This window comes from Nonomuraea sp. NPDC050383, assembly GCF_044459125.1.
In the GTDB taxonomy this organism is placed as follows: Bacteria; Actinomycetota; Actinomycetes; order Streptosporangiales; family Streptosporangiaceae; genus Nonomuraea.
The window spans coordinates 573,067-594,080 of sequence record NZ_JBITIP010000002.1 but is presented as its reverse complement, the minus strand read 5'-3'; the positions used below and the strand labels follow the sequence as shown (position 1 = coordinate 594,080).

Here is a 21,014-nt window from a genome sequence, read left to right as displayed (position 1 = left end):
TCACCGCGGCTCTCCCGCCACGTAGGGCTCCAGGCCGACCTGCTCCTCCGGCGGGCCCTCCTGCGCCAGCCGGAGGGCGGCGGCCCGCTCGCGCGCGGTCGCGGGCGGCAGGGTGGCCAGCACGGCGGCCACGACGTCGGCGTACGGCGAGCGCTCCTCCAGCAGCGCCCGGTGCAGCGTCTCCACGCCGGCCCGGTGCTCGCGCAGCAGCCGGCCGGCCTGGCGCACGCCGCCCCGCGCGGACAGCTCGCACACCACGGCGAGGTGGTCGGGCAGCTCGGCGCCGGCGGGCTCGAACCCCGCCTCGCGGAAGGCGTGCTTGAAGCGCAGCAGCGCCATGCCGCGCTTCCGCGTGTCACCGTAGGTGTAGTACGTCAGATACGGGCAGCAGCGGCGCTTCAGGTCGAACGTCGCCACGTAGTGCTCGGCCAGCCGCGGCAGCGGGGTCGCCGCCAGGTGGAGGAGGAAGGCCCGCAGACGCGAGGCGGCCTCTCCGGCGGGCAGCCGGTCCACGGTCATGGTGAGCAGGGGCAGCGCCTCGACCAGCTCCTGGTCCGGATAGCCGAGCAGCACCGACGCGGTCATGTGGATGGCGCGCTCACTCACGAGTCCTCCTTGCGCTTGGGGAACAGCCCGTCGGGCAGGCCCTTGCCGTCCCAGTTGAGCAGGTTGACGCGGCCGGCCCGGTCGGCCGGATCGACGAGGCCGCCGCTCTCCTGCCGGTCCTTGAGCGCGTGGAAGTTCTCCACCGCCACCGGGGCCGGCGTGCCGGACGCCTCACCGAACGGTCCCCCCATGCCGGGACCGCCCGCGTAGTCGAGGCTGCAGCCGGTCGCCGTCTCCTCCAGCGCCCTGCCCTGCTCGGCGTGGGCCTGCGGGATGACGTAGCGCTCGGCGTACGGGGCGAGGGCGAGCAGCCGGTGCATGCCCTCCACCTGGGCGCCGGTCAGGCCAGCGGCGGCGGCGATCGACTCGTCGGCCTCCTGGCCCAGATTGAGGCGGCGCATGTAGGAGCGCATGGCGGCCAGGCGGCGCAGCGCGGCCCGCACCGGCCCCGGGTCGCCGGCGGTGAACAGCTCGGCGAGGTAGCCGACCGGGATGCGCAGGGCGTCGATCGCGCCGAACAGGTTGCCGGCGTCCTCGCCGTCGTGGCCGGTCCCCGCCAGCACGTCCACCACGGGCGACAACGGCGGGATGTACCAGACCATCGGCATCGTCCGGTACTCCGGGTGCAGCGGCAGCGCCACGCCGTACTCGAAGATCAGCTTGTGGATCGGTGAGCGGCGGGCCGCCTCAAGCCAGTCCTCCGGGATGCCCGCGGCGCGGGCGGCGGCGACCACCTCGGGGTCGCGCGGATCGAGCAGGACGCCCTTCTGCGCCTCGTACAGGTCCTTCTCGTCGGGCACGGCGGCGGCCTCGGCGACCCGGTCGGCGTCGTAGAGCAGCAGGCCGAGGTAGCGCAGACGGCCCACGCAGGTCTCCGAGCAGACGGTCGGGATGCCGACCTCCACCCGGGGGTAGCAGAACGTGCACTTCTCGGCCTTGCCGGTGCGGTGGTTGAAGTAGACCTTCTTGTACGGGCAGCCGGTCACGCACATCCGCCAGCCGCGGCAGCGGTCCTGGTCCACCAGGACGATGCCGTCCTCCGAGCGCTTGTACATCGCGCCGGAGGGGCAGGAGGCCACGCAGGACGGGTTGAGGCAGTGCTCGCAGATGCGCGGCAGATAGAACATGAAGGCCCGCTCGAACTCCAGCTTCACCTGGTCCGACACCTTGCGCAGCACCGGGTCGGCGGCGGCCAGCTCGGGCGCGCCGGCCAGGTTGTCGTCCCAGTTGGCACTCCACGTGATCTTGGTTTCCTGGCCGCTGATGAGGGATCTCGGCCGGGCCACGGGCGTGTCGTCGGTGGCCGGGGCGGAGAAGAGCCGGTCGTAGTCGTAGGTCCAGGGCTCGTAGTAGTCCTGGATCGACGGCATGAGCGGGTTGGCGAAGATGGTGAGCAGCTTGCGCAGCCGTCCGCCGGCCCTCAGCCGCAGCCGGCCGCGCCGGTTCAGCTCCCAACCGCCCCGCCACCTGTCCTGGTCCTCGTACGTGCGGGGGTAGCCCTGACCGGGGCGGGTCTCGACGTTGTTGAACCAGACGTACTCGGTGCCCGTCCGGTTCGTCCACGCCTGCTTGCAGGTGACCGAGCAGGTGTGGCAGCCGATGCACTTGTCAAGGTTCATCACCATCGCGAGCTGAGCCATGACGCGCATCAGTAGTCCACCTCCTGCGAGCGGCGGCGGATCACGGTGACCTCGTCGCGCTGGTTGCCCGTGGGCCCGAGATAGTTGAAGGCGAAGGAGAGCTGGGCGTAGCCGCCGATGAGGTGGGTCGGCTTGACCAGCAGCCTGGTCAGCGAGTTGTGGATGCCGCCCCGGCGCCCCGACGTCTCACTCTTCGGCACGTCCACCACCCGTTCCTGGGCGTGGTACATGTACACGGTCCCCTCGGGCATGCGGTGGGAGACGACCGCGCGGGCGACGACGACCCCGTTGCGGTTGACCGCCTCCACCCAGTCGTTGTCCGCGACCTTCACCTTGGCGGCGTCGGCCGGGCTCATCCAGATGGTCGGCCCGCCGCGCGACAGGGTCAGCATGAGCAGGTTGTCCTGGTACTCGGAGTGGATGGACCACTTGGAGTGCGGGGTGAGGTAGCGCACCGTGATGCCGCCCTCCGCCCCGTCCCCGATGCCGGGCTCGCCGAACATCGCGGTCATGTTCAGCGGCGGCCGGTAGACGGGCAGCGCCTCACCCGCCTCGTGGATCCAGTCGTGGTCGAGGTAGAAGTGCTGGCGTCCGGTCAGGGTGTGCCAGGGTTTGCGGTGCTCGACGTTGACCGTGAAGGCGGAGTAGCGCCGCCCGCCGCTCTCGCTGCCCGACCACTCCGGCGAGGTGATCACCGGGACGGGGCGGGCCTGGGTGTCGGCGAAGGTGATCTGCCGGTGCTCGTCGGCCAGGCCGTCGAAGGACGTCCCGGTCCGGCGGGCGAGCGTGGTGAACCCCTGGGCGGCCAGCCGCCCGTTGGTGGTGCCGGACAGGGCGAGCACGGCCTCGCACATGGCGACGTCCGTGGCCAGGGACGGCCGGCCGTCCCCGGTGGTGCCGTTGACCCGGGCGAGCCGCCCGATCTCGCCGGACACGTCGTACGTCAGCCCCTTGGTGGAGGCGCCGAGCCGGTCCAGCAGCGGGCCGAGGGCGGCCATCCGGTCCGCCACCGCCCCGTAGTCCCGCTCGACCACGACGATCTTCGGGAAGTCCCGGCCGGGCACGGGCGTCTCGCCGGTGGCGCGCCAGTCGCGCACCTTCCCGTGCGGGGTGGCCAGCTCGTCGGGCGTGTCGTGCAGCAGCGGCACGGCCACCACGTCCCGGCGCGTGCCCAGGTGGGTCCTGGCCAGGTCGCTGAAGGCGCGGGCGATGGCGTGGAAGGCGGCGAAGTCGGTGCGGGTCTGCCAGGGCGGGTCGATCGCCGGGGTGAAGGCGTGCACGAACGGGTGCATGTCGGTGGACGACAGGTCGTGCTTCTCGTACCAGGTGGCGGCGGGCAGCACGACGTCGGAGAACAGGGTGGTCGAGGTCATCCGGAAGTCCAGCGATACCAGCAGGTCGAGCTTGCCCCGGGGTGCCTCCTCCGGCCAGGCGAGGTCCTCGGGCCGGTGCTCCGGCCCGGCCTCCGCGGCCCGCACGGACGCGTCGGTGCCCAGCAGGTGGCGCAGGAAGTACTCGTTGCCCTTGGCTGAGGAGCCGAGCAGGTTGGCCCGCCACACGGTCAGCACGCGCGGCCAGTTCGCGGGCGCGTCGGGGTCCTCGCAGGCGAACCCGAGCCGGCCCGCGGCCACCTGCCCCGCCACGTACGGCCCGGCCTCCTCCCCCGCCGCGGCGGCCTCGTCGGCCAGGTCGAGCGGGTTGCGGTCGAACGTCGGATACGAGGGCATCCAGCCCAGCCGCGCCGACTGCGCCAGCAGGTCGGCCGTCGCCCGGCCGGCGAACACGCCCTCGGCCAGCGGCGAGGACACCACGTCGGCCGGGTAGGTGTCGTAGCGCCACTGGTCGGTGTGCAGGTACCAGTAGGCGGTCCCGATCATCTGCCGGGGCGGGCGCGACCAGTCCAGGCCGAAGGCGAGCTGCGCCCAGCCGGTGATCGGACGGCACTTCTCCTGACCGACGTAGTGCGCCCAGCCGCCGCCGTTGACGCCCTGGCAGCCGGTGAGCGTGGTCAGCGCCAGGAACGAGCGGTAGATCGTGTCGGAGTGGAACCAGTGGTTCGTCCCGGCCCCCATGATGATCATGGATCGGCCGCCCGACTCCTCGGCGTTGCGGGCGAACTCCCGCGCGATGCGGGCCGCCGCGGCGGCCGGGACGGAGGTGATCGGCTCCTGCCACGCCGGCGTGTACGGCTCGGCCGCGTCGTCGTAGCCGGACGGCCAGCGGCCGGGCAGCCCGTCGCGGGCCACGCCGTACTGGGCCATCATCAGGTCGAACACCGTGGTGACCAGGTGGCCGCCGACCCGGCGCACCGGGACGCCGCGTTCCAGCACGCCGTCCCCGTGGCCGTCGAAGCGGGGCAGCGCCACCGTCACCGCCTCCTCCCCGTACAACGTGAGCATGGGCTCCACGTCGCCGAGGTCGAGGTTCCAGCGGCCCTCGCCCTCCTGGCCCCAGCGGAACCCCAGCGACCCGTTGGGCACGATCGCCCGTCCGGTCGCCCCGTCCAGCACGACGGTCTTGAACGCGGCGTTCTCCCCCTGCTCGCCCGGGCCGGACCGCTCGCCCAGGTCGGCGGCCGTCAGGAACCGCCGCGGCACGCAGACGTCGCCGCGCGGCTCCAGCGTCACGAGGAACGGCAGGTCCGTGTAGGCGCGCGCGTAGGCGGCGAAGGCCGGCACCGGGCGGTCGCGGAAGAACTCGGTGAGGATCACGTGGCCCATGGCCATGGCCAGCGCGCCGTCCGTGCCGGGATGCGGGGCCAGCCACTCGTCGGCGAACTTGGCGGCGTCGTTGTAGTCGGGCGCGAGCACCACGACCTTCTGGCCCCGATAGCGCGCCTCGGCCATGTAGTGGGCGTCGGGCGTGCGGGTGACCGGCACGTTCGAGCCCCACAGCATCAGGTAGGAGGCGTCCCACCAGTCGGCCGACTCCGGCACGTCGGTCTGGTCGCCGAACACCTGGGGGGAGGCCACGGGCAGGTCGGCGTACCAGTCGTAGAACGACAGCATCGAGCCGCCGATCAGCGAGACGAACCGGGCGCCCACCGCGTGGGAGACCATCGACATGGCCGGGATCGGCGAGAAGCCGGCCACCCGGTCGGGCCCGTAGGTCTTGACGGTGTGCACGTGCGCCGCCGCGACGATCTCGGTGGCCTCGTCCCAGGTGACGCGCACCAGCCCGCCCTTGCCGCGGGCCGCCTGGTAGCGGCGCCGCCGGTCCGGGTCGGAGGTGATCTCCGCCCAGGCGGCCACCGGATCCCCCAGCCGGGCCTTCGCCTCGCGGTACATCTCCACCAGGACGCCCCTGGCGTAGGGGAAGCGGACCCGCGTCGGGGAGTAGGTGTACCAGGAGAACGCCGCCCCGCGCGGGCAGCCCCGGGGCTCGTACTCCGGCCGGTCGCCGCCCACGCTCGGGTAGTCGGTCTGCTGGGCCTCCCACGTGATCACGCCGTCCTTGACGTACACCTTCCAGGAGCACGAGCCGGTGCAGTTGACGCCGTGGGTGGAGCGCACGACCTTGTCGTGGCTCCAGCGGTCGCGATAGAAGGCGTCGCCCCGCCTGCCGCCGATCTGGTGCAGCGTCCTGAGGTCGCCGGACACCTCGCCGGGCCGCAGGTGGCGGCCGAGCCTGAGGAGTGCGTCGCTGAGCGGCCCGTCGGTGCTTGCCATGGATGGTGCCCTTCTCGCTCTACGTCCGGTTCTCTCATGCCGGGGCCTGTCACTTCCGGGGGCGCGCGGCCGGGCGCAGGACGGCCCAGCAGTAGACGAACGCGCCGAACGCCATGGCCGCCAGCAACATCAGCCCGATCGCGTACGAGCCGGTGGCCTGGTAGATGAGCCCCATGACGATGGGCGGCAGGAAACCGCCCAGCCCGCCGGCGGCGCCGACGACGCCCGTGGCGCTGCCCACCGCCGAGGCGGGCACGGCGCGGCCGAGGATCGCGAACACCGCGCCGTTGCCGAGCCCGAGCGCCGCCGCCAGGGCCAGGAACCCGGCCGTGGCCAGCGGCATGCCCGGGGCGAAGGAGACGACGATCGCGCAGCCGAACACGGCCGCCAGCACCCAGCACAGCACCCGCTCGCCGCCCAGCCGGTCCGACAGCCAGCCGCCCAGCGGGCGGGCCAGCGTCGCCAGCACCACGAACCCGGCCGCGCGCGCCGCCGCGTCGGCGACCGTCAGACCGTAGACGGCCTTCAGGTAGAGCGGCAGGTAGACGCCGAAGGCGACGAACCCGCCGAAGGTCAGCGCGTACATCGCGGCCAGTTCCTTCGTGACGCGCAGCCGCACTGCCGCGGCGAACCTGTCCAGGAACGGCTCCGAGGCGCCCGTCGCGGCGGAGGGCGCGTCCCGGCCCAGGACGAGGAAGGCGATTCCGACCAGCACGAGCGCGACGGCGACCGTGACGAACGGCGTGACCCGGCCGAACTCGGCGGCCAGCCACGGCGTGGCGAACCCGGAGATCGCGGTCCCGATGTTGCCCATCCCGAAGACGCCCAGCGCGAGGCCGCGCCGCTCGGGCGGGTACCAGGCGTTGACGAACGGCACCCCGATGGCGAACGTCGCCCCGGTCATGCCGAGCACCAGGCCGCCGGCCAGCAGCGCGGGATAGCTCTGGGCGAAGGCCAGGAACAGCACGGGGATCACGCCGAGGAGGGAGACGACGCCGAACACCAGCCGCCCGCCGTACCGGTCGGTCAGCGCGCCGAGCACCATGCGGCCGAGCGAGCCGACGATGACGGGGACGGCGACCAGGAGCGATACCGCGGTCGCGCTCAGCCCCAGCAGCTCCTTGTAGACGGGCCCGAGGGGACTCAGCAGCGCCCAGGCCCAGAAGTTGACCGCGAACGCCGTCGTGGCGAGGATCAGTGCCTTCGTGCGTCCTGCGGTCGAGGAGCGGGACGCGACAGGTGGGACAACGGCCATCGGCGCCTTCCTTCGGATCTGGGGCGGCCTGGCGAGTTATGTCAGCTTCTTGCAGCCGCATCCGCCGCAGTCAGGGTCTTTGGTCCCTCTTTTCGTGCCCGAACGGCTCGGCGGCCGCCGCTTCAAGGCGTGCGCTTCGAGGCACGGGCTCGGAGGCACGGGCTCGGAGGCATGGGCGTCAGTCGGTGGTGATGCGGCGGCCCGTCACGCGCGACGGCGTGATCCGCAGGTACTGCCGGCGATCGCCGCCCGCCCACGGCTGGACGCCCGTCGCGGCCACCGCTGCCTCCTCCTCGTCCGTGACGTGGTGCAGCGAGCCCTGCACGAGCACGCTCCACCCGCCGCCGGTCAGCTCCTCGACGCTGTCCACCTCGAAGGCGACCTTGTACTCGACGCCCTCCATGCCGGTGCGCAGGTCGGCGTCCGTCGTGCCGCCGGGGGTCGTGCGGAAGACGATCGCGCCGACGTCGGACAGGCGGTAGTTCACCGGCAGCACCGTCAGGCCGTAGCGGCCCTCGAAGGCGATGCGGCCCACCCCGCCCGGCGAGATGAGGCGCAGGCACTCCTTCTCGTCCAGCTCCACCAGGTCCGCGCCCGGCGCCGCGGCGCCCGCGCCGGCCGGCGCCTCGTCCAGCAGCTCACGGACGGTCGCGTCCAGCGCCGCGGCCAGCTTGGCGGCCGTCTCGCGCGCGGCCGCGCCGGACTGCTCCTCCAGGTAGCCGATGTACGCGGCCTCCACGCCCGCCCTTGTGGCCAGCTCCTCGCGGGTCAGGCCCAGCGACTCACGCCGCTCGGCGATCCGGCGTCCGAGGCTCCCGAGATCCGACATGTAGCTCTCCATCTCCACGGCCTGATGTCTTCCCTCGGCTCACGGTAACGGGCCGATGCTCCGGATCGTGGTCATGACGACGCCCTGGTGACCTTCGTCCCCGATACCGGTGACCTCCGTCCCACCTGCGCCGCGTTTGCCACATTTGCCGCCTTGCCGACCGCGCCGCGGCGGGCGCGTCGCCGCGCCCGCCGCACCCTTCCGGCGTGCCCGGTCAGTGCCCCATCACCGGACGTGTGCCCGCGGCCCGGACGGGCAGGTGCTCGCGGATCAGCATGTAGCTCGCCACCAGCACCCAGATCGCCACGAGTATGGTCGGAACGAGCGACATCAGGGGCGCGTCCGGGGCCAGCGCCCTCGCCGTGCTGCCCACACCGAGCGCGGTCAGCAGCTTGATCGCCGCCACGACGATCGCGAACCAGGCCATCCACATCGGCAGCACATGCGTGCGCATGATCGCGGCGGCCGTCACCGCGAACGTCGCCGCCAGCGCGATGCCGCTGATCATGCTCATCACGGTCAGCGCGGTGTACGGGCCGGCCGCCAGGGCCAGCAGGGCACCGCGGTGCGTGGTGATGGCGTACGTCAGCCCGGCGAACAGCGACACTCCGAGGAACATGACCGTGGAGACGAGCACGTACCCCGCCAGGACCAGCGTCGGCGTGTCACTCGCGTCGTCGGCCCGGCGGAACGCCGTGGACAGCGCCACGCCGAACCACAGGAACAGCATCGTGGCGATCGCGTACAGCACCGACGCCGCCAGGACCTGGGTCCGGTACTCGAACAGGTATCCGGCGACGCTGGTCGCGGACTCGGCGACGCTCGGGGCGTTCCCCATGACCAGCCGGCCGATGAGCCCCACCACGATGGCGGCGATGCCGGCTATCCCGCCCCAGCGAAGCTCGTGGCTCTCCTTCATCATCGATTTCATCGACGAACCACCCCCCATCCCATCTTCAGCGGCCCCCCAGACGGAACGCCAGGACGCGTCCACCAACCTTTGCTGTTTCTTTGGCGCCGTCGCCGCCGCTGGTCCGGCGGCCGACTCCGTCCGAGCCTCACCCGCGAACATCAGTGTCAAAACCCCAGGACACCGGTAGAAAGGACGTCAAGGACTACGAGGAGTGAGCAGGTGCCGGACGACGGAGAGCGCATGCTGGGCGGCCTGGTCGCCGCCCACCACCTCGCCACGGTCGAAGACCTGACCGGCCTGGTCGCCGCGCACGCCGAGCCGGTGGGCTTCTCCGGTGTGCTCCTGTACGTCGCCGACCTCCAGCAGCAGTACCTCGTCCCCCTGCCGGGCCAGCGGCACGAGGACGGCACGCCGTTGGAGCGCATCCGGGTCGACACCACCGTGGCCGGTCGCGCGTTCCGCTCGCTGGACGTGGTCCAGACCCGGCCCAGCAGCGGCCCGGCCGCGGCCGAGCCCGAGGCGGGGCAGGCGCCCGCCGCGCAGGAGCCGCGCCGGATGTACCTGCCGCTGCTCGACGGCACCGAACGGATCGGCGTGCTCGTCGTCACGGTGCCCCGCGACGACGAGCGCGTCCGGTGGCTGGCCTCGCAGCTCGCGGCCCTGACCGCGCTCATCATCGCCAACAAGCGTGACACCAGCGACACGTACGCCCGGCTGGTGCGCGCCCAGCCGATGCAACTCTCGGCCGAGATGCTGTGGACGCTGCTGCCGATCCGGACGTTCGCCACCGACCGGGTCGTGGTCACCGCCGCCCTCGAACCCGCCTATCTCGCGGGCGGTGACGCGTTCGACTACGCGGTGACCGGCGACAGCCTGCACCTGTCGATGTTCGACGCCATGGGGCACGACACCGCCGCGGGGCTGACCGCCACGATCGCGGTGGGCGCCTGCCGCAACACCCGCCGCGAGGACGCGGACCTCGTGTCCATCAGCGAGGCCGTGGACGGGGCCATCTTCGAGCAGTTCGGCGGCACCCAGTTCGCCACCGGGGTCCTGGCGACGCTGGACATGGGCACCGGGCTGCTCACCTGGGTCAACCGCGGCCACCACCCGCCGCTGGTGCTCCGCCACGGCCGCCTGGTCGCCACGCTGGAGACCGCCCCCGACCCGCCGATGGGCTTCCGCCTGGGTGCCATCCACCAGCCGGCCCGCTACCAGCTCGAACCCGGTGACAGGCTGCTGGTCTACACCGACGGGGTGATCGAGGCGCGCAGCCCCACCGGGGTGGTGTTCGGCCTGGAGCGGTTCGTGGACTTCGTCGTCCGCCGGGAGGCCGACGGCGTGCCGCCCCCCGAGACGCTGCGCCGGCTCATCCAGACACTCCTCGAGCACCAGCAGGACCGCCTCCAGGACGACGCCACGGTGCTGCTCGTCGAATGGCGCAGCCAGCGCGAGCGCGAGCTCCTCCCCTGACCACGGACATCGCCGACGGCCCTTACCCGGGAGTGGACAAGGTCCCATACTGACTCCTGACTTGATCGTCAGGAGGGTGGATGCTGTACGGACGCGCCCGCGAGCAGGCCCGGATCGACGCGTTGACGGCGGCGGCCCGGGCGGGCCAGGGCGGAGCCGTCATTGTCAGGGGCGAGACCGGCATCGGCAGGTCCGCGCTCCTGGACCACGCCGCCACCCATGCCACCGGCTTCCTGCTGCTGCGGGCGACCGGAGTCGAGCCGGAGAGCGAGCTGCCGTTCGCGGCCCTGTACCCGCTGCTCCACCCGGTGCTCGCCCACGCCGGTCGGCTGCCCGCCGACCGGGCGGAGGCGCTGCGCGAGGCGGTGAAGGCCGCGCCGACGGAGGCGCCGGACCGGTCCCGGACACGGCTCGTGGGGCTGGCCGTGCTGGACCTGCTGGCGGACGTGGCGGCCGAGGCGCCGGTGTTGTGCCTGGTGGACGACGCCCACTGGCTGGACCGGGCGTCGGCGGAGGCGTTGCTGTTCGCGGCCAGGCGGCTGGGCGGGGAGCGCGTCGCCATGATCCTCGCCGCCCGCGACGACGTACCCAGCCGTACGCACCCGGCGCCCGCCCCCAGGACCACGGACGGAACGGCGGCCGGGACCTTCCCCGCCCTCCGGTCCGGCACCGGCACCTCGACCGGGGCCGGCACCTTGACCGGCACCGGGGTCGAGGAGCTGTGGCCGGCCGGACTCGACATGACGGCGGCCGGTGAGCTCCTCGCCGCCCGCGCGCCCGGCCTCCCCTCCCAGGTACGCCACCGGGTGGCCGAGGAGGCCGCCGGAAACCCGCTGGCGCTGGTCGAGCTCGCGGCCGCCCTCACCCCGGAGCAGCAGGCCGGCCGGCTGGGCCCACTACCCCTGACCTGCGAGTGCGGCCCCCTGTCCAGCCGGGTTCGAGCTGCGTTCGAGACGCCCGTCCACCGCCTCCCCGAAGCCACCCGGGCAGCGCTGCTCGTGGCGGCGGCCGACGACACGGGCGACCTCGACGTCATCCTGCGCGCCGCCGCCCGCCTCGGCGCCACGCCCGCCGACCTCGAACCCGCCGAACGCGACGAGCTGGTGCGGCTCTCGGCCACAGGGCTGACCTTCCGTCACCCGCTGTTCCGCAGCGCGGCCTACCGAACGGCACCGTACTTCCGCCGGGTGGCGGCGCACCGGGCACTGGCGGACGCGCTGGAAGGCGAGGCGCACACGACCCGCCGTGCCTGGCACCACGCCACCGTCACCGCAGGCCCCGAGGACTCCCTGGCCACCGCCCTCCACAACGCGGCCCTCCACCTCTTCCCCCACGCCGCCGACCCGCCGGCCATCGCTGCGTGCGAGTGGCACGCGGACGGGACGCTCACGGACGAGCAGCACGCGGAGGGAACGCTCACGGACGAGACTCATACGGCGAGCGCCCTGGGTGACGGAACGCTCGGGCCTCGGGCGTCCGGGGAGGGGGTGCCCGTGGTCGTGGCTTCCGTCGCGTACGAGCGGGCGGGCGAGCTGAGTGCGGAGCCGGGCCGGTCGGCGGAGAGGTTCGTGGCCGCGGCGGAGCTGGCGTTGCAGGCAGGGCTCACCGGGCGCTCCGCCGCCCTGGCCGGCAGAGCCGCGGCACTCCCCTCGGCCCCGGCCACCCGCGCCCGCCTCGCCGCTGTGCGCGCGGGCATCGAGAGCGTCCACGGCCGCCCCGAGACGGCAGCCCGCATCCTCCTGACCGGCGCCCATCACGCCCTCGCCGCGGAGACGGCACCGACACAGCTGCAGAAGAAGGCGACCCCCCGGCCGGCCCCTCGCACACCACCGCAACCCGCGTCCCCCCATGGGCCGACGACGGGTCAGACGACGGATCAGGGGCCGGCGGTGGAGCGCGGGCCGGAGGTGGATGGCGCCGCCGCTGTTGGCGCGCCGGTGGCGAGGCCGGCCGCAATGCGGTCGCCGGCGGTTCGGTTGCTCGCGGATGCGGTGCGGGAGGCCTCCTCCGCATGCCACGAGGTGCTCGCCGACGCCGCCGCCACCCGTCTGGCCGCGCTCACCACGCACCCGGCGGCCGCGACAGCAGCCGGCCCGCACCGCGACATCGCGGGAGTGTTCGCCGCCGGAATGGAAGTGATGGGGCGGATGGTGGCCGGGCGGGCGGCGACGGACCTCTCCCCTGTGCGTGCGGCGCTCCGGTCGGTACAGGTCTCCTCCGCGGACCACCCGGACCTGCTCGCCCCGGCCGCGTGGATGGGCGTCGCCTCGGGGGACGAGGTCGTGGGCCGCGAGCTGGCCGTCCTGCTCACCGAGCGGTGCCGCCGCCACGGGCTGATCGGTGTCCTCCCGGAGGCCCTGACCCTGCTCGCCCAGGCCGAGCTGTCAGCCGGCCGCCACGGTGAGGCGGAGGCGGCGGCCCGCGAAGGGCTTCGTGCGGCGTCCGCCGCCCGGCAGCCGTACCGGGCCGCCCACCTCCACGCCCTGCTCGCCTGGCTGGCCGCCGTGAACGGCGACGAGGAACGCTGCCGCCGGCTGACCACGCCGGCAGGGGCCGCCCCGGCTCTCCTCGCGGTGGACGGCCACACCGCCACCCTGTCCGGCGAAGCCGCCTGTGCCACCCGCATCCCTCACCTGGCCGAACTCGCTCAGGTCGCCGAGGGAGCTGGGGCCGCTCAGGCTGTCGGGACGTGGGCGTGGGGGCTGCTGGAGCTGGGGCTGGGGCGGCCGCGGCCGGCCGTCGAACGGCTGGCGGCTCTGTGGTCCGGCGCCTGTCACCATCCGCTCGTCGCGCTCCACGCCGCGCCCGACCTGGTGGAGGCCGCCGTACGGGCCGGGCTGCGCGAGCCGGCCGAGGAGCCGGCGGCCAGGTACGCGGACTGGGCCGCCGTCTCCGGCCGTCCTTGGGCCGGAGCGGTGGCCGCGCGGTTGGAGGGTCTGCTGGCCCATGACGACGAGGCGGGCCGGCACTACGCCAGGGCCGTCGCCATCCCGGCGGGGCAGCCGTTCCAGCAGGCACGGACCGAGTTGCTGTACGGAGAGTGGCTGCGGCGCGCGCACCGGCGGTCGGAGGCGCGGCGGTACCTGCGTGCGGCGTTCGAGACGTTCGGCGCGCTGGGCGCCACGCCCTGGGCACGCCGGGCGGGCGGCGAGCTCCAGGCCACGACCGAGCCGGCCCGCCGCCGCGGAAGTCTTCCGGGGTTGCTCGGGCGGCTCACCCCGCAGGAACGGCAGGTGGTGCGGCTGGCTGCTGCCGGGCTCTCGAACCGGCAGATCGGTGCGCGTCTCCTCCTCAGCCCCCGCACCGTCGGACATCACCTGTACAAGGCGTTTCCCAAGCTCGGCGTCGCCTCCCGGGGGCAGCTCGCCGAGCTGGGCATCCTCGCCGAGCCGGAGCCGCCGGCGGAGCTCGGCCCGTTCGCCGCGCTCGACGGGCCGGACCGACTTAGCCGCGTGACCGGGCCGACTTAGCCGGCGCTCCGGAACGGCCCTGAGCCGAGGATCCGACGGCCGATTCGCGCATGATCGCCCGGGCTCTACCGTGCTTGCGATCCCATGGAACGGAGTGCGTGGATGCACAGACTCCTCAGGTGCGGCCTGGCCGCGATCATGTCCTCGGTCGTGGCCGTGGCGGTGCTGGCCGTCACCGCGCCGCCCGCCTCGGCGGACCCCTCGCGCGGCGACGGGCACCGGGTGACCCTGCTGGTGCACGGGTTCGACCGCGAAGCCGACACCAACTGCGCGAGCTCCTGGAAGAACGCGCGGGACCTGCTCCTCGCCAACGGGTGGACCGACGTCCGCACCTTCGGCTACTACAACAAGAGCACGAACTGCGACATCAAGTTCAACGGCACCACGGACACCCGCATCCAGGAGATCGGCCGCCAGCTCGCCTGGACCGTCTACTCCTCCTACTCCAGCCAGGGCGTCCCGGTGGACATCATGGCGCACTCCATGGGCGGTCTCATCGCCAAGGCCGCCATCGAGGGGGTCAACAGGTACGGCGTGGCGGCCGCCGCCCCCGACATCGACGCCGTGTCGATGGACGCCCAGAGCCTCGGGGCGACGGCCGTGCCCAGCGGCTGGCCCCCGTACCTGTACATCGAGGACATCGTCACCCTGGCCACCCCGCACAAGGGCATCGACACGGCGCTGGTGGACGTGTGCAGCCTCACCCACGAGCAGTGCAGCGACATGCGGGACGGCAGCGGCTTCCTGAAATGGCTGGGCGCCCAGCCGCCCTCGCAGATGGGGACGGACTACACCTTCCTCGCGTCGTCGTACGACGACACGGTCGCGAAGGGCTCGGCCACGAACGGCAACACCGCCCACCACTGGGCCCTCTACACCAAGAACGCGGACGGCGGGACCCTGAGCCACACGGCGATGCGGACGACCACGACCGGCGAGTGGCAGGCCTCCTGGGGCGGCTCCAAGACCGCGTCCGGCTCGGGCAGCGCCTACGCCCCGCCGCTGGTGCGGGCCATGGAGGCCCTGTTCAGCCATGAGGGCGCCTGACGCGGGACCACAGAGGACAACCAGAAGCGGTTCTGAGGTGTCCTACCTGCCATGAAAGCGAACTTCCCGGTCAAGCTGCTGGCGGCGGTCGCCCTGACCGCCGCCTGCGGCGCCGTGACCACCCCCGCCTACGCGTCCGCCCCGACGACCTCACACAGCCCCGTGACCTCAGGCAGGGCAGTGACCTCAGGCAGGGCCGTGACCCCGGACGGGGCCGACGCTCCCCGGCTGATCGTCGACCGAGGCCGGCGGGGGCCGTGCCGGTGGTCCGTCTCCTACCCGGAGTACCGCGGCGCGGACGCGCTCACCGCGGCCCTCCGCAAGGACACGCGGGCCCGCCGCGACGCCTTCCTCAAGGGCGCCACCGCGCGCTTCTGCCCCGAGGGCGACCGGCTGACCGTCTCCCCCACGACCCTGGCGGCCTCCGGCGACGTGGTGGGCGTCCGGCTGACCACCCGGGTCGAGGCGGCCGGCGACGGCACGACCACCCGGACGTACTGGTACGACGGCAGGACCCACAAGATCGGCACGCTCCGCCTGCTGCGCCCCGGCGCGGTCGCCGAGCTGGGGGCGCTGGTGAAGCGGAAGCTGGCGGGCCGCCAGGGCATCGAGGCCGCCCGGCTGGACGCCGCCCTCCGTTCCCCCGCGACGGGGCTGACGGACGTGGCCTTCACCGGGAGCGGGGCCCTGCGGGTGCACTTCGACCGGGACACGGTCGCGGTGCCGCCCGCCGGGGCGATCGAGGTGACGATCGGCGCGGCGGACGTCACGCCGCTGCTGTCGGACTTCGGCCGCCGCGCCCGGCACCGTACGACAGGCGCAGCCGCGGGGTTCTGAGCCGGAGGAGAGGCCACTCCCTCAGCCATCGGGTGCTCGAAAACACTAACCAAGGCGATATGTCAGGTCCGATTCGGTTGGGGGGAGAAGGGCGGGAAAGCCGAGCCAGGCGGCCGTGACGGCGTCGCTGACCCGCCAGCGTGGCGGACCGAAAATGGGTTGATCCCACGTATTAGCCTGGTAGGGATGCCTCCCGATACACGTTCACCCCGCCGTCCGCTGCCCTTCTCACTCCCAGCCCTCTCGTCCAACGCCCTGTGGCGGATGAAGTCCTACCTCCGTCCGTACGTGGGCAAGCTGGTGTTCATCTGGCTCGTCGCGGTCCTGTCGATCGCCGCCAGCATCACGCTGCCGCTCATCGGCAAGGAGGTCGTCGACGGCCCCGTGCTCAGCGGCGACTCCGGCGCTCTGCTGCCCCTCGGCCTGCTCGCGCTGGGCGTCGGCGCGGCCGAGGCGCTGCTGATCTTCCTGCGGCGCTGGACCCAGATCGGTCCCGTGCTCGGCCTGGAGACCCGCATCCGCGACGACCTGTACGCGCACCTGCAGCGCCTGCCGATGGCCTTCCACGGCGAGTGGCAGTCGGGTCAGCTCCTGTCCCGCGCCACCACCGACCTGTCGACGATCCGCCGCTTCCTCGGCTTCGGCATGCTCTTCCTGGTCATGAACATCCTTCAGCTCATCACCGTCACGGTGCTGCTGCTGAACATGTACTGGCCGCTGGGGCTCCTCGTCGCCGCCTCCGCTGTTCCGATCGTGCTGGTGTCGAACCGCTTCGAGAAGCGCTACATCAAGATCTCCCGGCAGGTGCAGGACGAGCAGGGCGACCTCGCCACGCTCGTCGAGGAGTCGGCCATCGGCATCCGCACCATCAAGGCGTTCGGCCGGCGCCACCACGTCTACGACCGCTACGACGACGCCGCGCTCAAGGTGTACCGCACGTCGATGGACAAGGTGCGGCTTTCGGCCCGGTTCTTCACCTTCCTGGAGATGATCCCGAACTTCACGCTGGCCCTGGTGCTGCTGCTGGGCGCGCTGGCCGTGGGCTCGGGCGTGCTGACGCTGGGCACGCTGGTCGCCTTCATCACGATGATGCTCCAGCTCGTCTGGCCGATCGCCAGCCTCGGTTACATCCTGGCGATGGCGCAGGAGGCGATGACCTCCGCCGACCGGGTCATGGAGGTCATGGACACGAAGCCGGCCATCGAGGGCGGCACGCGGGTGATCGAGAACCCGCGTGGCCACCTGCGGTTCGAGGGCGTGGAGTTCCGCTTCCCCGGCGAGGCGCAGCCGGTCCTGCGTGACCTGTGGCTGGAGGTGCGGCCCGGCGAGACCGTCGCCGTGGTCGGCGCCACCGGCTCGGGCAAGACGACGCTCACCTCGATGGTGCCGCGGCTCGTCGACCCGACCGCCGGGCGCGTCACCATCGACGGGCACGACGTGCGCGACCTGACGCTGCCCGCGCTGCGCGAGGTGGTGGCCACGGCCTTCGAGGAGCCGACGCTGTTCTCGATGAGCGTGCGCGAGAACCTCACGCTCGGCCGCCACGACGCCACCGAGGAGGAGCTGGAGGACGCCATCCGCACGGCGCAGGCGATGTTCGTCCACGACCTGCCGTGGGGCCTCGACACCCGCATCGGCGAGCAGGGCATGTCGCTGTCCGGCGGGCAGCGGCAGCGGCTCGCGCTGGCCAGGGCCGTGCTGAGCAGGCCGCGGATCCTCGTGCTCGACGACACGCTCTCGGCGCTGGACGTCGAGACGGAGGCACTCGTCGAGCAGGCGCTGCGGCACGTGCTGCGTGACGCGACCGGCATCGTGGTGGCGCACCGCGCCTCGACCGTGCTGCTGGCCGACAAGGTCGCGCTGCTGTCGGGCGGCACGATCACGCACGTCGGCCGGCACCACGAGCTGCTGGCCGAGGTGCCCGCCTACCGCGAGCTGCTGGCCCAGGACGCCGACCTCGACCCGTCCGAAGGAGCGCTGCGATGACCGCCCCGGCGACCGGTCCGGCGACCACCCCCACCTCCCCCGAGCCCCCGGAGCCCCCGGAATCCAAGGGGTCCGACTGGCGCGGGGTCGCCTCCGAGGACCAGGACGAGCTGTCCGAGAAGGTGTCGGTGCTGCTGCGCGCCCGCTCGCGCCGGCTGCTCGGCGGCCTGCTGTCGCCCCACCGCAAGGCGATCGCGCTGCTCACCGGCATCATCGTCGTCTCCAACCTGTGCGGCCTGGCCATCCCGTACCTGGTGAAGGTGGGCATCGACGCGGGCATCCCGCCGATGCTCAAGGGGACCGGCCCCGGCACGCTGCTGACCGTCGTCGGCGTGATCCTGGCGGCGGCGGTCACGCAGGCGCTCACCCGGCAGGCGTTCCTGCAGCTGTCCGGAAAGATCGGGCAGGGCATCCTGCTGGAGCTGCGCAGGCGGGTGTTCGACCACTTCCAGCGGCTGTCGCTGAGCTTCCACGAGAAGTACACCTCCGGCCGCGTGATCTCCCGGCTGACCTCCGACATCGAGGCCATCGCCGAGCTGCTCCAGTCGGGCTTCGACAGCCTGGTCACCGCGGTTCTCACCCTGTTCGGCACGGCCGTGCTGCTGGTGGTGCTGGACGTGCACCTCGGCCTGGTGGCGCTGCTGCCGCTGCCCCTGCTGCTGCTGTTCACCCGCTGGTTCCGCCGCCAGTCGGCGATCGTGTACCGGCGCACCCGCGAGACCGTGGCGCTGGTGATCGTCCACTTCGTGGAGTCGATGACCGGCATCCGGGCGGTGCAGGCGTTCCGCCGCGAGCCGCGCAACCAGGAGATCTTCACCAAGCTCAACGACGACTACCGCGACGCCAACGCCCGCAGCATGCAGCTCATCGCGGTGTTCATGCCCGGCATCAAGCTCATCGGCAACCTGACCGTGGGCGGCGTGCTGCTCTACGGCGGCTGGCTGGCGCTGCACGGCGAGGTCACGGTCGGCGTGCTGGCCGCGTTCCTGCTGTACCTGCGCCAGTTCTACGAGCCGATGCAGGAGATCAGCCAGTTCTACAACACGCTCCAGTCGGCGGGCGCGGCGCTGGAGAAGCTGTCGGGCGTGCTGGAGGAGGAGCCGGGCGTGCCGGAGCCGCGCGACCCGGAGCCGCTGGCCGAGGCGCGCGGCGAGGTGCGCTTCGAGCACGTCAGGTTCGCCTACGTCGAGGAGATGCCGATCCTGCCGCAGCTCGACCTGACCATCCCGGCGGGCCAGAGCGTGGCGCTGGTCGGCGCGACCGGCGCGGGCAAGACGACGCTGGCCAAGCTCATCTCCCGCTTCTACGACCCGACCGGCGGCCAGGTGCTGCTCGACGGCGTGGACCTGCGCCGGCTGGACGAGCCGACGCTGCGCTCGGCCGTCGTCATGGTGACGCAGGAGAACTTCCTGTTCAGCGGCACGGTCGCCGACAACATCAGGTTCGGCCGGCCCGAGGCCACCGACCGGCAGGTACGCGAGGCGGCGCGGGCCATCGGCGCCCACGACTTCATCTCGGCGCTGCCCGAGGGCTACGACACCGAGGTCGGCAAGCGGGGCGGCCGGATGTCGGCGGGCCAGCGGCAGCTCGTGGCCTTCGCGCGGGCCTTCCTCGCCGACCCGGCGGTGCTGATCCTGGACGAGGCGACCTCCAGCCTGGACGTGCCCAGCGAGCGCCTGGTGCAGCGGGCGCTGCGGACCATCCTGGCCGACCGGACCGCGCTGATCATCGCGCACCGGCTCTCGACCGTCGAGATCGCCGACCGGGTGCTGGTGATGGAGCGGGGCGAGATCGTCGAGGACGGGCCACCGGACCGGCTCATCGCCGCGTCGGGCCGCTTCGCCGGGCTGCACCGGGCGTGGCTGGAGAGCCTGAGCTGACCGGCCGGGCCCGCGACACGGTGATGGAGAGGGCGCCCGCGCGCGCCACGGTTCCTCCCTCGCCAGGCGGCGGACGCGACGGCGCCGCCGCCACGGGTCCCGATGGGAGCGCGGGCGCCATGTCGAGTCTCGGCCAGGCGCGCACGCTGCGGCAAGACGCGGCTTGTGACACCTGGGGCCAGGAAATGCTCACCTGCTGTCACGTGACATGAGTCATCTTCACGTGTCCTCCGCCTCCGGGGACGGCCACGGGCCGCCGTTCCCGGAGGCGGAGGATCCCGTCAGTAGCGCGGCCGCTTGGGGACCGGGCTGAGCAGCGGCGTGTCGTCGGGCCGGGCCGGCTCCTGAGGCGGAATGAGCTCCGGATGGTGCCTGAGGTACCCCTCGGGGAACGTGGTGGCCTGCTGACAGTGGCAGCGTGGGCAGATCATGCCCTCCGTCGGCGGAGGCACGGCGACCCCGCCCTGCATCCAGACGACCCGTTCGTTGCCATGGCGGTCCTCGCCGTGTCTGACGAGGTACTCCTCTTCCCACACGTGCCAGCAGCGACGGCACTCGAACGGAACCACTCTGCGCAGTTCTTCCATGGGTTCACCCCCTAGACCGAGTGTCATCCCGGAGGGGCATGTCCGGCAAGCCGTCCATAACGTCCCGACCTGGGATGATCACGCGGTGAGCACGAACGCGAACGCACCGGCCACGGCGCACAGCGTCCCCGCCCACGCCAGCAGGGCGTCCACCCGGTCGTCGGTGGAACGGCCGCCGTGCAGCGCCGCCTGCACGCGCCGGAACCGCAGGCCGGTGCGCAGCAGCAGCACACCCCCGCAGAGGGCGGCCAGCGCGAACCCGATCGCGGTCATCACGGGCAGGGCGTGCCGCAGCGTCATCCCATGGCGCAGGGCCAGGCCGGCGGCGGCGAGCCCGCCCGTGGACAGCACCACGGCCGTGCGCACCCAGGCCAGCCGGGTGCGCTCGCTCTGCAGCCCCGAGTCCCAGATGTCGCCGACCTCCACGCGGTCCGCGGGCTCAGCGGGGTCCGACGGACGGTCAGGGCCTGACATGTCGGGGCGTGACATGTCAGGCCGCGACCACGATGCAGACCAGGGCGATCACGGCGACCGCGGTCACCCCGCACCCGAAGACGACCGCGAGGGCGGGCGGCGGCAGCGGCTCCTGCTTGCGCAGGGCGCGCTGGATGTTGCGCCAGCGCGGGTAGGCCATGCCGGCGGCCAGCGCGGACAGGGTGACCAGGACGATGGCCAGCAGGGTGCGCGCCCACGGCACGAAGACGCCTTCCGGCACCGCGGCCATGGCCACCCCACCCGCGCTGAGGGCCAGCGCGGTGCTGAGCCACGTCAGGAAGGTGCGCTCGTTGGCGAGCGTGAAACGCGGATCAGGCTCCATACTGCG

The 21,014-nt window shown here is 72.9% G+C and carries 15 protein-coding genes; 6 read left to right on the top strand and 9 right to left on the bottom strand.

Annotation, left to right across the window (positions count from 1 at the left end; translation table 11 throughout):
- The 6 genes from narJ to ACIBG4_RS07425 all read right to left on the bottom strand — a co-directional run bounded on the left by narJ (nucleotide 1) and on the right by ACIBG4_RS07425 (nucleotide 8,929).
- Entirely contained in the window at nucleotides 1-606 is a 606-nt protein-coding gene (gene narJ / locus ACIBG4_RS07450; protein WP_397201107.1) for a nitrate reductase molybdenum cofactor assembly chaperone, read from the bottom strand.
- Nucleotides 603-2,255, bottom strand: a complete 1,653-nt coding sequence (gene narH, locus ACIBG4_RS07445) for a nitrate reductase subunit beta (protein WP_397201106.1) — start codon at nucleotides 2,253-2,255, stop codon at nucleotides 603-605. Before narH ends, narJ begins: the two co-directional genes overlap by 4 nt.
- Nucleotides 2,255-5,914 carry a nitrate reductase subunit alpha gene (locus ACIBG4_RS07440; protein ID WP_397201105.1) on the bottom strand — a complete coding sequence of 1,220 codons (3,660 nt, stop codon included), beginning with the start codon at nucleotides 5,912-5,914 and terminating at the stop codon, nucleotides 2,255-2,257. The genes narH and ACIBG4_RS07440 overlap by 1 nt, the downstream gene beginning before the upstream one ends.
- A 49-nt stretch (nucleotides 5,915-5,963) precedes the next feature.
- Nucleotides 5,964-7,169 carry a nitrate/nitrite transporter gene (locus ACIBG4_RS07435; protein WP_397201104.1) on the bottom strand — a complete coding sequence of 402 codons (1,206 nt, stop codon included), beginning with the start codon at nucleotides 7,167-7,169 and terminating at the stop codon, nucleotides 5,964-5,966.
- A 178-nt stretch (nucleotides 7,170-7,347) separates the two neighbouring features.
- Nucleotides 7,348-7,998 carry a helix-turn-helix domain-containing protein gene (locus ACIBG4_RS07430; RefSeq protein WP_397201103.1) on the bottom strand — a complete coding sequence of 217 codons (651 nt, stop codon included), beginning with the start codon at nucleotides 7,996-7,998 and terminating at the stop codon, nucleotides 7,348-7,350.
- 214 nt (nucleotides 7,999-8,212) lie between these two features.
- The gene (locus tag ACIBG4_RS07425) at nucleotides 8,213-8,929 is read right to left on the bottom strand and encodes a hypothetical protein (RefSeq protein WP_310712656.1); all 717 of its coding nucleotides are present in this window, start codon (nucleotides 8,927-8,929) and stop codon (nucleotides 8,213-8,215) included.
- Between the two features lie 201 nt (nucleotides 8,930-9,130).
- On the opposite strand from ACIBG4_RS07425, the gene ACIBG4_RS07420 reads away from it, so the two are divergent.
- The 6 genes from ACIBG4_RS07420 to ACIBG4_RS07395 all read left to right on the top strand — a co-directional run bounded on the left by ACIBG4_RS07420 (nucleotide 9,131) and on the right by ACIBG4_RS07395 (nucleotide 19,604).
- The gene (locus ACIBG4_RS07420) at nucleotides 9,131-10,384 is read left to right on the top strand and encodes a PP2C family protein-serine/threonine phosphatase (RefSeq protein ID WP_397201102.1); all 1,254 of its coding nucleotides are present in this window, start codon (nucleotides 9,131-9,133) and stop codon (nucleotides 10,382-10,384) included.
- 80 nt (nucleotides 10,385-10,464) lie between these two features.
- On the top strand, nucleotides 10,465-13,854 hold the full coding sequence (locus ACIBG4_RS07415; protein ID WP_397201101.1) for an AAA family ATPase: 3,390 nt from the start codon (nucleotides 10,465-10,467) through the stop codon (nucleotides 13,852-13,854).
- A 102-nt stretch (nucleotides 13,855-13,956) separates the two neighbouring features.
- The gene (locus ACIBG4_RS07410; protein WP_397201100.1) at nucleotides 13,957-14,901 is read left to right on the top strand and encodes an esterase/lipase family protein; all 945 of its coding nucleotides are present in this window, start codon (nucleotides 13,957-13,959) and stop codon (nucleotides 14,899-14,901) included.
- Nucleotides 14,902-14,952: 51 nt separating this feature from the next.
- Nucleotides 14,953-15,738: a hypothetical protein gene (locus tag ACIBG4_RS07405; protein ID WP_397201099.1), complete on the top strand. Its 786-nt coding sequence runs from the start codon at nucleotides 14,953-14,955 to the stop codon at nucleotides 15,736-15,738.
- A gap of 264 nt (nucleotides 15,739-16,002) precedes the next feature.
- Nucleotides 16,003-17,724 (top strand): ABC transporter ATP-binding protein, encoded by a 1,722-nt coding sequence (locus tag ACIBG4_RS07400; RefSeq protein ID WP_397201098.1) that lies wholly within the window; start codon nucleotides 16,003-16,005, stop codon nucleotides 17,722-17,724.
- Nucleotides 17,721-19,604 carry an ABC transporter ATP-binding protein gene (locus tag ACIBG4_RS07395; protein ID WP_397201097.1) on the top strand — a complete coding sequence of 628 codons (1,884 nt, stop codon included), beginning with the start codon at nucleotides 17,721-17,723 and terminating at the stop codon, nucleotides 19,602-19,604. The genes ACIBG4_RS07400 and ACIBG4_RS07395 overlap by 4 nt, the downstream gene beginning before the upstream one ends.
- 281 nt (nucleotides 19,605-19,885) lie before the next feature.
- Here ACIBG4_RS07395 and ACIBG4_RS07390 read toward each other — a convergent pair whose 3' ends face one another.
- The 3 genes from ACIBG4_RS07390 to ACIBG4_RS07380 form a co-directional block, all read right to left on the bottom strand.
- Nucleotides 19,886-20,191: a hypothetical protein gene (locus ACIBG4_RS07390; protein ID WP_357623656.1), complete on the bottom strand. Its 306-nt coding sequence runs from the start codon at nucleotides 20,189-20,191 to the stop codon at nucleotides 19,886-19,888.
- A gap of 78 nt (nucleotides 20,192-20,269) precedes the next feature.
- Nucleotides 20,270-20,665: a DUF202 domain-containing protein gene (locus ACIBG4_RS07385; protein ID WP_397201096.1), complete on the bottom strand. Its 396-nt coding sequence runs from the start codon at nucleotides 20,663-20,665 to the stop codon at nucleotides 20,270-20,272.
- Between the two features lie 16 nt (nucleotides 20,666-20,681).
- Nucleotides 20,682-21,008 carry a DUF202 domain-containing protein gene (locus ACIBG4_RS07380; RefSeq protein ID WP_310712647.1) on the bottom strand — a complete coding sequence of 109 codons (327 nt, stop codon included), beginning with the start codon at nucleotides 21,006-21,008 and terminating at the stop codon, nucleotides 20,682-20,684.
- Nucleotides 21,009-21,014: the final 6 nt, after the last annotated feature.

Excerpts from the sequence above, each read along its gene's own strand:
- narH (WP_397201106.1), bottom strand. The coding sequence starts at position 2,255 with ATGCGCGTCATGGCTCAGCTCGCGATGGTGATGAACCTTGACAAGTGC.
- ACIBG4_RS07440 (WP_397201105.1), bottom strand. The coding sequence starts at position 5,914 with ATGGCAAGCACCGACGGGCCGCTCAGCGACGCACTCCTCAGGCTCGGC.
- ACIBG4_RS07435 (WP_397201104.1), bottom strand. The coding sequence starts at position 7,169 with ATGGCCGTTGTCCCACCTGTCGCGTCCCGCTCCTCGACCGCAGGACGC.
- ACIBG4_RS07430 (WP_397201103.1), bottom strand. The coding sequence starts at position 7,998 with ATGTCGGATCTCGGGAGCCTCGGACGCCGGATCGCCGAGCGGCGTGAG.
- ACIBG4_RS07425 (WP_310712656.1), bottom strand. The coding sequence starts at position 8,929 with ATGAAATCGATGATGAAGGAGAGCCACGAGCTTCGCTGGGGCGGGATA.
- ACIBG4_RS07415 (WP_397201101.1), top strand. The coding sequence starts at position 10,465 with ATGCTGTACGGACGCGCCCGCGAGCAGGCCCGGATCGACGCGTTGACG.
- ACIBG4_RS07410 (WP_397201100.1), top strand. The coding sequence starts at position 13,957 with ATGCACAGACTCCTCAGGTGCGGCCTGGCCGCGATCATGTCCTCGGTC.
- ACIBG4_RS07405 (WP_397201099.1), top strand. The coding sequence starts at position 14,953 with ATGAAAGCGAACTTCCCGGTCAAGCTGCTGGCGGCGGTCGCCCTGACC.
- ACIBG4_RS07400 (WP_397201098.1), top strand. The coding sequence starts at position 16,003 with ATGAAGTCCTACCTCCGTCCGTACGTGGGCAAGCTGGTGTTCATCTGG.
- ACIBG4_RS07395 (WP_397201097.1), top strand. The coding sequence starts at position 17,721 with ATGACCGCCCCGGCGACCGGTCCGGCGACCACCCCCACCTCCCCCGAG.
- ACIBG4_RS07390 (WP_357623656.1), bottom strand. The coding sequence starts at position 20,191 with ATGGAAGAACTGCGCAGAGTGGTTCCGTTCGAGTGCCGTCGCTGCTGG.
- ACIBG4_RS07385 (WP_397201096.1), bottom strand. The coding sequence starts at position 20,665 with ATGTCAGGCCCTGACCGTCCGTCGGACCCCGCTGAGCCCGCGGACCGC.
- ACIBG4_RS07380 (WP_310712647.1), bottom strand. The coding sequence starts at position 21,008 with ATGGAGCCTGATCCGCGTTTCACGCTCGCCAACGAGCGCACCTTCCTG.